Raw genomic sequence first — 9996 nt, forward strand, 5'->3', positions numbered from 1 at the left:
GTTGTAGGCGTTGCCGCCCGAGTTGTGCCGGACGTTGCCGGGCAGCAACAGCCGCACGCCGGTGACTTCCACGGGGCTGCTAGCCGGCGTCGAACTCGAGCGAATAGCTGGCCCAGGCGTCCGGGGTCTCGCGCAGGGTGACGTCGATGCCCGCGAGCGCCTGTCCGTCCCGGCCGCCGCGGATCTTGGCGGCAACGGCGTCCGCGATGTACTGGGCCAGCGCCTCGGTGGTGCTGAGTTTGCCGGCGAAGTCCGGGTGCTCGTCAAGGTTTTTGTAATTCAGCTCCGCCAGGATGGCGTCCAGCACGTCGCCGGCTTCGCCGATGTCCAGCACGATCGCATCCTCGTTGAGCGTCCGACGGCGGAAGGTCACCTCGGTGACGAACGTGGCTCCGTGCAGGCCCTGCGCGGGGCCGAAGGCGGGGCGCGGCAGGCTGTGAGCGATCATGAAATTGCGGCGGACGGTCAGGCTGAACACGGATTACCTCGTGGTTTCTGTTGCGGGGGCGTGGGCCGGATCTTCAGGTTGTTCGGTGCCGGGGTATTCGATGACGTGGCAGAGCGCGTCCAGGCTGCCGTCGGAGAGGCGCTGGACGACGCCGGGCAGCTCGTCGAAGCCGGACGTGCCGGTGAGGAAGGTGTCGAAGACCGGGTCGGCCAGCAGGGAGACGGCGAGTTTGAGCCGGTCCGCGGTGGTGCGGCGGTGGCGGCGGGCGCGGGCGACGACGCCCACCTGGCTGGCGCGGATGGAGAGCCGTCGGGCGTGGAAATCTTCGCCGAGCGGCAGGGTGACGTTGCGGTCCGCGTACCAGGACATCTCGATGATTTCGCCCTCGTCGCCCACCAGCTGCAGGGCGCGTTCCAGGCCGGCCTGCGAGGCGGAGCAATGGATCACGATGTCGCAGTCCGGCAGCGCGTCGTCGGGGTGGCTGAAGTCGACGCCGAGGGCCTCGGCGAAGGCACGCTTGGCGGGGTCGACGTCGATCAGCTGCAGCCGGCCCAGCGGGAACGTGCCGAGGAGCTGCGCGACCATGCCGCCGACGAGCCCGGCGCCGATCACGGCAACGCGGTCGCCGAGCCGGGGGCCGGCCTCCCAGAGGGCGTTGACGGCGGTTTCCACGGTGCCGGTCAGGACGGCCCGGCGGGCGGGAACATTGTCCGGAACCTCGGTGAGGGATCCGATCGGGACGACGTAGCGGTCCTGGTGCGGGTGGAGACAGAAGACCGTTTTGCCCAGCCAGTCCGCCGGGCCGTCTTCGACCACACCGACGGAGAGGTAGCCGAACTTCACCGGCGACGGGAAGCTGCCAACCTGGTGCGGGGCGGCCATTTCCTCGGCCACGCATTCCGGGACCCGGGCGTTGTGAACCACGATTTCGGTGCCCTTGCTGATGCCGGAGTAGAGCGAGCGCACGAGGGCTTCGCCGGGGCCGGGCACTGGCAGTTCCTCGCGCCGGAGTTCGCCCTTCTCCAGGCCTACGGTCCAGTATGCGGTTGCGACGGCGGGTGTTTGGCTTGTGTCGTTAGGGGTACTCATCTTGCTTACGAATCTAGTGCCGCCGGGTGGCTGGGGGAAGTCGCGTCCGCCCGCGGCGTCGCCGGGAGGCGGTTTTGCAGCGTGCGACGGGACGCGGCTCGATCCCGTTTTGGGGTTCGGCGCCTTGCTCCGGTACCCTATTCAGGTTGGTGACGTGTCCGAGCGGCCGAAGGTGCAACACTCGAAATGTTGTTTGGTGTCAAAGCCAACGTGGGTTCAAATCCCACCGTCACCGCCAGATAGCTGGGCCCCTGCATTCCTTTGTTTACAAGGGAAGCAGGGGCCCTTTGCTTTGCCCTGGGTAGACCTCAATGGCAAAGGATTGGCAAATTAGGTCCGAGGCCTTGTGCTCCGGCAGGTCGCCGCACGTGATCGCCGGCTCAAGGGCGTGACACTGACGAGCGAGGGTCGGGTGGCCCTTATGAGACGAGGAGTGAGGGCATGCTGGAGCGAAGGACATTTGGGGACACTGGTTTGGAGGTCTCCATCGTGGGGCTAGGTGCCGGCCAAATTGGCGAGAGCGATGTCACCGAGGCCGAAGCCGCCGAGGTGCTAAACGGGGCATTGGATCTGGGCGTGACGTTGATCGATACCGCCGCCAGCTACGGGTTGAGCGAAGAGCGTATCGGCCGGCACCTCGGCGGACGCCGGGACGAGTTCGTGCTGTCCACCAAAGGCGGCCCGAAGATCGACGGTCAACGGGATTGGTCGCCGGAGGGCGTGTTGGCAAGTATTGAGCGTTCCTTACGGTTGACCCGGTCGGAACGGATCGACATCTTTTATCTGCACTCCTGCCCGCTCGAGATTCTGCGGCGAGGAGACCTGCAGGACACCCTGGATGAGGCAGTCGCGGCCGGCAAGATTGGCGTCGCCGGCTACAGCGGAGACAACGAGCCGCTCGCTTTCGCTGTCGATTCCGGCCGGTTCGGTGCCATTGAAACGAGCGTCAACATCGCTGATCAGTGGAATCTGCGAAATGTTCTGCGCCGGCGGCCCGAACTGGGAGTGATCGCCAAGCGCCCGATCGCGAACGCGCCGTGGCGGTTCCTCGAGCGACCGAGCGGGAACTACGCTGAACTCTATTGGGAACGGCTTCAGGCACTCCAACTGGACCCCTCAGACCTGGATTGGACAGAGTTCGCCCTGCGTTTCACGGTGTACGCGCCCGGTGTGCACACCGCAATTGCCGGCACGGCCAAACTGGCCCACCTGCGCTCGAACATCACAGCGGCCAGCAACGGCCCGCTTCCGGCTGCGGCTTTGGAAGGCATCGAGCGGGCCTGGCGCGACGTCGGCTCCGACTGGCCGGCTTCAACCTAAACGGACACGGCCCAGACGGCGCCTCCAAACCCTCCATTTGATGGACCCGTCCTATTCTGCGTCCGTAGGATTCCGCATGGCACTGTCAGTCGACGATGGCTGCTTCGGGCGTCCCGCCGGCCGTCAATGGCGGGGCTGGAAAAGCTCTGGTCCTCTCCGCCGACAAATTTGAAGATCTGGAATTGTACGTTCCGGTCTTCCGCCTCGTCGAAGCCCGCGGTGGAAATCGCACGCTCATTCTTTACCGCCAACAAACCCGTGGCCGCAATCTGTCATGGACCTTATCTCGTGGTTTCTGCGGACCTTGTGAAGGGTCGGCGGCTCACCTCGTACTGGGGAGACGGCGTGCCGGACGAAATCACCCAGGCCGGCGGCACCTGGGAAGATGCGGACGTCGTAGTCGATGGGAATCTCGTCATCTCGCGATGGCCGATGGACCTAGCCGCGTTCTCGCGGGAAATGATGAAATTGGTGGCCGGCCGCGCCTGACTGGTTGCGCGGCAGCCACCGAGAGCCCGTGGCTACCCGTACGCCAACTGGCGGCCGCCCGCCGGGGCGGCCGCCAGTTTCAGCGCGCTGCGGACGTTAGTGCTCCGCTTCTGCGGCAGCCTTTTTAGCGTCTTTCTCGGCGTCCTTCTCGACGCGCACAGCTTCCGCCTCGTGCTGCTCCTCGGCCTTTTCCCGGTGGATGACCTCCGCGAAGAGCTTCTCCATCTCCTTCGCCACGCCGGCGGCAGAGGCCGGGTTCTGTCCGGTCACCAGCCGGCCGTCAACCACGACCTTCTCCTCAAAGACATCGGGGGAGACGTGGGTGGCGCCCTGTTCTTCAAGCCGGTCGGCCAAGAAGAACGGGATGACCTTGTCCTTCCCGGCGGCAACCTCCTCGTCGTTGGTGAAGGCGGCCACTTTGCGGCCCTCGACGAGACGAAGCCCGTTCTCCAATTCCACCTTCAGCAGGCCAGCCGGTCCGTGGCAGACCGCACCCACCAGGCCGCCGGCGTTGTAGACGCTGGCCACGAGCTTTTGCAGGCCTTCGCTGTCCGGGAAGTCCCACATGGTGCCGTGCCCACCAACGAGGTAGACGGCGTCGTACTGATCGGGATCAACGACGTCGACGCGGGCTGTGTTGTAGAGGCCAGCCCGTGTGGTCTCGTCCTCCGTGAAGGCGACCTGGATAGGGTCCGATTGGTCCACCTCGTCGCGCGGGGGCTGGCCGCCCTGGATGGACGCGAAGTCGACGAAGTGCCCGGAATCTTTGAAAACCTTCCAGGGATGGGCAGCTTCGGCCACGTTATAGCCGGTCTTCTCTCCGGTATCGCCGATCTCGGAAACGCTGGTCAGTACCATGAGAATTTTCTTCATGAAGTGCTCCTTTCGTCCGGCTTCCACCCTACGCCCCGCCCTCGTCAGGGCCACTTCCTTTCGCCGTCGGCCGACCGGCCACGAGGGTCCGGGGGCCCCAGGGCCCGCTACCCGGCCGGGCTGGCAACATCCTCCAGCACCGACCGGTCGAAGAAGCGGATCTCGCCGGTGTCCGGGAAAAACACCGGAACCACGGAGGTGCTCGGGTCCTTCGAGGTCTCGTAGATTTCGGGCGCACCGCCATGCCTGCGCGCAATCGTGCCGACCAGGTCCGTGCCGCGGACCTTGACGGTCCGGTATTTGTAGCTCATCGGGCCTCCTTTAGTGACGTGGCACACAGCCTACCCCCGAACCCCGGCCGGCCCGGGGTGGCCGCCCCTGCCAGGGGCTGAGGGAATCCGTCTCGGTGCGGGCCGCCTGAAACGAAGTCCGCCGGCCGCGTGCGATGTATTATCGCGGCATGACCGTGCTCGTCGACGTGCAGATTGTCCGCCCTCGCACGCTGGCCGCCGTCCGGCGCGAGGTCGCACCCGCTGAAGTCGTCTCGGCATGGGGCCCTGCGGTGGGCAAGGTCTGGGACTTCATTCGCAGCCAACCGGGTCTGTGGACGGATGGCCACAACATCTTCGTCTACCACCACTCGAACGTGCCGGACGCGCCCATTCTGTGCGAATTCGGCGTCGAAGTCACCTGCACCTTTGAAACGGTGGCCGAGGTGTATGCGACCGAAACGCCTGGGGGCGAGGCCGCGGTGGCAGTCCACCGTGGGCCGTACCATCGCTTGAACGAGGCATACGCCGCGATCACCGAGTGGATGGCGGCGAATCGAAGGGAGGCCGCCGGGCTGTGCTGGGAAATCTACGGAGATCCGACACCCGATCCGGCCCTCACGGAAACGACGGTCGTGCAGTTGCTGAAGTAGGAGCCGGTGACAGCCGTCCGGCGGGGACCGGCTCACGGCGCTCAGTACGGTGGTAGTTTGCGGTTATGGTCAACGCCCTCGCATGGTTCTCGCAGTCCGGTGTCGTGCAGGGGCTGCTTCTCGGTGCCGTGCTTGCGTTCTTGACGGCGATCCTCGTGATGAATGCCGTTGGCCGGACGATCACGACCACTGTCAACGGCTGGAATGCCATCCCTAAATGCGGCCAGCCCGGCAACGGAGTCCTCGTGCGGGCCGCCTGCGCCAAGGCCCTCCCCCTCGTCAACGTGTTTGAGGAGGCCGCGTACTGGACGGCCACCGTGGATGGCTCAGGGCAAACGCTCAGCGGCGGCCACGTATACACCCTGCATTTTCCTCCCGGAAAACTCCCCCCGAATGAGGCCTTCTGGTCGCTCACACCGACCGATGTCGCCGGGTACATGGTGACGCATCCGAGTCATCGCCAGAGCGTTGGTGACCGTTCACCTCTTCTGCAGAACGCCGACGGTTCGGTCGATATCCACCTCCAGCATCAGGCTCCGAACGGGCACGGGCAGAACTGGCTGCCGACACCTTCCGGGAAGTTCAAGCTGATGTTCCGTGTGTATCTGCCCGGCCCCGCAATCCTCGACGGCACGTACCAATTGCCGCCCGTTGTCAGGGCGCAGTGATATGAACCGCCTCGTCTTGACGTACGCGCGTCCCCTCACGGCCGTCATCCYCGCGGTCTTCGTTTGGGTCATCTACCGGCGGATCGCCAGCGGGGGCGAGATCATTCCACTTGCCACAGCGGCCCTCATCGTGTGGGGGCTCGGCCTACCGGCCTTCCTTTACTTCTGGCCGCGTATCACGGTCACGGGATACAAGCGGGCGATTCTCAGGCATGGGTTCGGGGACGGCCCGATCCCCGTCAACACGCTCTATGCGGTGCCCGGCACCTCGTCCCCCTCCGCGTCGCGCGGGAGCCTGATGGCAACCGGAGCCGACAATCTGCTCTACGTCGGCGGTTGGCTCGACTTGAGCCTGGGGCCACAGGTTCTGCACGTTCCGGACATGGCTGGCCGCTACTTCAGTCTGCAGTTCACCGACCCACGGACGAGCGCCAATTTTGCGTACGTCGGCAAACGGACCACCGGAACCAAGGCCGGCGACTATGTTCTCAGCGGGCCCGGCTGGGAGGGAACCGTACCGAACGGCATGACGCAGATTTCTTCGCCCACCGATTCCGCGCTCGTCATCGGCCGGGTCCTCGTCGAGAGCGACAGCGATCTTCCGATCGCCTACGCGCTTGCGAAACAGATGCGTCTCGCGGCGTTGCACCAATAGCGCGGGGCTGAACCACGGTTTCGCAGCGTGCGGGATAGACGCAAAGCGCAGCGGGTGCTCAAACAGCGATTCGCGGCGCCCCGGATGCGTCACGGATGAACACCCGGGCTGCTTTGGGGCACAATTCGTTCATGACCAATGACGCTCCCCGCCCGGTCTACTTCCTCTCGGACAGCACGGGCATCACCGCGGAAACGCTCGGCAACACTTTGCTGACGCAGTTCCCCGGGAACGATTTCGACCGCATTACCATCCCTTTCATCACCAGCGTCGACCAGGCCCGCAAGGTCGTGACCACCATCGACGGAATGGCCGCGCATGGCCTGCAGCCGATCGTCTTCTCTACCGCCGTCGGCAGCGATATCCGCCAGACGCTGGGCACCTGCCACGGGATCATGGTGGACCTCATCGGGACCCACGTGGGCCAGTTGGAGCAGGCCTTCGGCGCCCAGGCCAGCGGGGAACCGGGCCGGGCCCACGGACTCGGCAACGCCGCCCGCTACCAGTCCAGGATGGCCGCCGTCGAATACGCCATGGAGCACGATGACGGCGCGAGCCTGCGGGCGCTCGAAAAGGCCCAGGTCATCTTGGTGGCCCCGTCACGCTGCGGCAAAACGCCCACCACCATGTACCTGGCCCTTCAGCACGGCATCTTCGCCGCCAACTTCCCGCTGGTGGACGAGGACTTTGAGCGCGAAGGGCTCCCCAAACCGCTGCGGCCGTTCGTTTCGAAATGTTTCGGCCTCACCACCAATCCCCTGCGCCTGAGCCAAGTCCGCACCGAGCGCCGCCGCGGCTCGCCCTACGCATCGTTGCGGCAGTGCGGATTCGAACTGCGCAGCGCCGAGCGTTTATACGTCTCACACGGGATTCCGTACCTGAACTCGGCCAGCGTGTCAGTGGAGGAAATGTCCGCCACCATCCTGCAACAGATGAAGCTCAAGCATTAGAGAAAAGTTTCACAAACTTCGTGCGGCGTACGCCATGTGGAAACACGGGCGCAGACCTGTCAAGGTAAACAGGAATTGCGCCCACCATCCGGTTACGGCCGGGGGCCGGCGCCGCTGCATGCCACCATCTGCAAAGGAGCAGTAACTATGACGACAGACATCCTGTGGTTCTCGGAACTCGGACTCAAGGACCTGGACCGGGTGGGCGGCAAGAACGCCTCCCTCGGTGAGATGGTGCAGAACCTGACCTCCGCCGGCGTCCAGGTGCCGGACGGCTTCGCCACGACGGCGGACGCCTACCGTGCGTTCCTGGCCGAATCCGGCCTGGACCAGAAGATTGCCGACCGTCTGATCGGGCTGGACACCGACGATGTCACGGCCTTGGCCGCGGCCGGCCAGGAAATACGGACCCTGATCCGCGAGATGCCCTTCCTGCCGGCCTTCGAGTCGCAGATCCGTGACTCGTACCAGCAACTCGTGGACAAGCACGGCGGCTCCGAGGACCTGTCCTGGGCCGTCCGTTCCAGCGCCACCGCCGAGGACCTGCCCGACGCCTCCTTCGCCGGCCAGCAGGAAACCTTCCTGAACGTCCGCGGCATCGAAAACATCCTGCTGGCCATCAAGGACGTGTTCGCGTCCCTCTACAACGACCGCGCCATCGCCTACCGGGTGCACCACAAATTCGAGCACGCCGAGGTGGCACTCTCCGCGGGTGTGCAGCGGATGGTGCGGTCCGACGTCGGCTCCTCCGGCGTCATGTTCACCATGGACACCGAATCCGGATTCAACGACGCCGTCTTCGTCACCTCCTCCTACGGCCTCGGCGAAGCCGTGGTCCAGGGCGCCGTCAACCCTGATGAGTTCTACGTGTACAAGCCGGCCCTGCAGGCCGGGCGCCCCGCCATCCTCAAGCGCGGGCTGGGCGAAAAAGCGCTCCAGATGACCTACACCTCCAGCCGTGAAATCGGCCGCACCATTGACTTCGTTCCGGTCGAGGCATCGCTGCGGAACCGCTTCAGCCTGACGGACGACGACGTCGAGCAGCTCGCCCGCCACGCCCTCGCCATCGAGGCCCACTATGGCCGCCCGATGGATATCGAATGGGGCAAGGACGGAATCGACGGCGGCCTGTACATCCTGCAGGCACGCCCGGAGACCGTGCAGTCCCGTCGGTCCGCCGGCAGCCTGAGCCGCTTCCGCCTCAACGAGTCGGGACGGACGCTGTCCGAGGGCCGCGCGATCGGGCAGCGCATCGGCGCCGGCCGCGTCCGCATCCTGAGCTCTATTGACCAGATGGCCTCCTTCGAAACCGGCGATGTCCTCGTCGCCGACATGACCGACCCGGACTGGGAACCGATCATGAAGCGTGCCTCCGCGATCGTGACCAACCGCGGCGGACGCACCTGCCACGCGGCGATCATCGCCCGCGAACTGGGGATCCCCGCCGTCGTCGGCACCGGCGACGCGACCGACGCGCTGCGCGACGGGCTCGAGGTGACCGTCTCCTGCGCCGACGGCGAGACCGGCTTCATCTACGAGGGGCTCCTGGACTTCAGCGTCGAGGAAACCGAGATCGCCCAGCTGCCCGAGGCCCCGGTCAAGGTCATGATGAACGTCGGCACCCCGGAGCAGGCCTTCACCTTCGCCCAGCTGCCCAACCACGGCGTGGGCCTGGCCCGGCTGGAGTTCATCATCAACCGCCAGATCGGCATCCACCCGAAGGCGCTGCTGAACCTTGACGAGCAGCCCGCCGACGTGGCCGCGGAAATCCGCGAGCGGATTGCCGCCTACGACAGCCCGCGCGACTACTACATCAAACGCCTGGCCGAGGGCGTGGCCACTATCGCCGCGGCGTTCGCCCCGGAACCGGTGATTGTGCGGATGTCCGACTTCAAGTCCAATGAGTACGCCAACCTGATCGGCGGACCGGCCTACGAGCCGCACGAAGAGAACCCGATGCTCGGCTTCCGTGGCGCGTCCCGCTACCTGGAGCCGTCCTTCAGGGACTGCTTCGACCTTGAGTGCGAGGCCCTGTCCTTTGTCCGTAACGAGATGGGGCTGACCAACGTCAAGCTCATGATCCCGTTCGTACGCACCCTGGAGGAGGCGCGCGGCGTGATCGAGCTGCTGGCAGAGAACGGCCTCACCCGCGGTGAGAACGGCCTCGAGGTGATCATGATGTGTGAGATTCCCTCCAACGCCCTTCTCGCCGACGAGTTCCTGGACTACTTTGACGGATTCTCCATCGGCTCCAACGACATGACCCAGCTGGCCCTCGGCCTGGACCGCGACTCCGCGATTGTCTCGGGCGGCTTCGATGAACGCGACCCTGCGGTCAAAAAGCTCCTGAGCATGGCCATCAAGGCCTGCAAGGCCCGCGGCAAGTATGTGGGCATCTGCGGCCAAGGTCCCAGCGACCACGCGGACTTCGCCGAGTGGCTCGTGGGCGAAGGCATCGATTCGGTCTCGCTGAACCCTGACACGGTGGTGGACACCTGGCTGCGCCTGTCGGCGGCCGCCCCCCAGGCGGACTGAATGTCGAAGGACCGGTGACCGTCACGGCCACCTAGCGAGGCCCCCGC

The 9996-nt window shown here is 65.5% G+C and carries 11 protein-coding genes and 1 tRNA gene; 8 read left to right on the forward strand and 4 right to left on the reverse strand.

Annotated elements, in window-relative coordinates; genetic code table 11:
• Positions 1 to 79 precede the first annotated feature (79 nt).
• Both AB4Y86_RS04445 and AB4Y86_RS04450 read right to left on the reverse strand, forming a co-directional pair.
• Positions 80 to 478 (reverse strand): 6-pyruvoyl trahydropterin synthase family protein, encoded by a 399-nt coding sequence (locus AB4Y86_RS04445; RefSeq protein ID WP_441400447.1) that lies wholly within the window; start codon positions 476 to 478, stop codon positions 80 to 82.
• A 3-nt stretch (positions 479 to 481) separates the two neighbouring features.
• Positions 482 to 1537, reverse strand: coding sequence for a zinc-dependent alcohol dehydrogenase (locus AB4Y86_RS04450; RefSeq protein ID WP_441400449.1), 1056 nt, complete (start codon positions 1535 to 1537; stop codon positions 482 to 484).
• Positions 1538 to 1685: 148 nt separating this feature from the next.
• Here AB4Y86_RS04450 and AB4Y86_RS04455 point away from each other — a divergent pair.
• The 3 genes from AB4Y86_RS04455 (at position 1686) to AB4Y86_RS04465 (ending at position 3346) form a co-directional block, all read left to right on the forward strand.
• Positions 1686 to 1775: transfer RNA gene (locus tag AB4Y86_RS04455), tRNA-Ser, on the forward strand.
• A gap of 203 nt (positions 1776 to 1978) precedes the next feature.
• A complete protein-coding gene (locus AB4Y86_RS04460; protein WP_441400451.1) occupies positions 1979 to 2857 on the forward strand; it encodes an aldo/keto reductase in 879 nt (292 codons plus the stop codon).
• Between the two features lie 126 nt (positions 2858 to 2983).
• The gene (locus AB4Y86_RS04465) at positions 2984 to 3346 is read left to right on the forward strand and encodes a DJ-1/PfpI family protein (protein WP_441400453.1); all 363 of its coding nucleotides are present in this window, start codon (positions 2984 to 2986) and stop codon (positions 3344 to 3346) included.
• A gap of 96 nt (positions 3347 to 3442) precedes the next feature.
• Here AB4Y86_RS04465 and AB4Y86_RS04470 read toward each other — a convergent pair whose 3' ends face one another.
• Complete coding sequence (locus AB4Y86_RS04470) at positions 3443 to 4219, reverse strand: type 1 glutamine amidotransferase domain-containing protein (protein WP_441400455.1); 777 nt, start codon at positions 4217 to 4219, stop codon at positions 3443 to 3445.
• A 107-nt stretch (positions 4220 to 4326) separates the two neighbouring features.
• Entirely contained in the window at positions 4327 to 4530 is a 204-nt protein-coding gene (locus AB4Y86_RS04475) for a hypothetical protein (RefSeq protein ID WP_441400456.1), read from the reverse strand.
• Positions 4531 to 4679: 149 nt separating this feature from the next.
• Here AB4Y86_RS04475 and AB4Y86_RS04480 point away from each other — a divergent pair, with 149 nt between their 5' ends.
• The 5 genes from AB4Y86_RS04480 to ppsA all read left to right on the forward strand — a co-directional run bounded on the left by AB4Y86_RS04480 (position 4680) and on the right by ppsA (position 9949).
• Positions 4680 to 5141 carry a GyrI-like domain-containing protein gene (locus AB4Y86_RS04480; RefSeq protein ID WP_441400458.1) on the forward strand — a complete coding sequence of 154 codons (462 nt, stop codon included), beginning with the start codon at positions 4680 to 4682 and terminating at the stop codon, positions 5139 to 5141.
• A gap of 65 nt (positions 5142 to 5206) precedes the next feature.
• Positions 5207 to 5809, forward strand: coding sequence for a DUF1214 domain-containing protein (locus tag AB4Y86_RS04485; protein ID WP_441400460.1), 603 nt, complete (start codon positions 5207 to 5209; stop codon positions 5807 to 5809).
• 1 nt (position 5810) lies between these two features.
• On the forward strand, positions 5811 to 6464 hold the full coding sequence (locus tag AB4Y86_RS04490) for a DUF1254 domain-containing protein (protein WP_441400462.1): 654 nt from the start codon (positions 5811 to 5813) through the stop codon (positions 6462 to 6464).
• 131 nt (positions 6465 to 6595) lie between these two features.
• Positions 6596 to 7414 carry a pyruvate, water dikinase regulatory protein gene (locus AB4Y86_RS04495; protein WP_441400464.1) on the forward strand — a complete coding sequence of 273 codons (819 nt, stop codon included), beginning with the start codon at positions 6596 to 6598 and terminating at the stop codon, positions 7412 to 7414.
• 147 nt (positions 7415 to 7561) lie between these two features.
• Positions 7562 to 9949 carry a phosphoenolpyruvate synthase gene (ppsA, locus tag AB4Y86_RS04500; RefSeq protein WP_441400466.1) on the forward strand — a complete coding sequence of 796 codons (2388 nt, stop codon included), beginning with the start codon at positions 7562 to 7564 and terminating at the stop codon, positions 9947 to 9949.
• The last annotated feature ends 47 nt before the right edge of the window (positions 9950 to 9996 follow it).

The sequence above is a fragment of the Arthrobacter sp. 2YAF22_2 genome, assembly GCF_052114645.1.
Classification (GTDB): domain Bacteria; phylum Actinomycetota; class Actinomycetes; order Actinomycetales; family Micrococcaceae; genus Arthrobacter.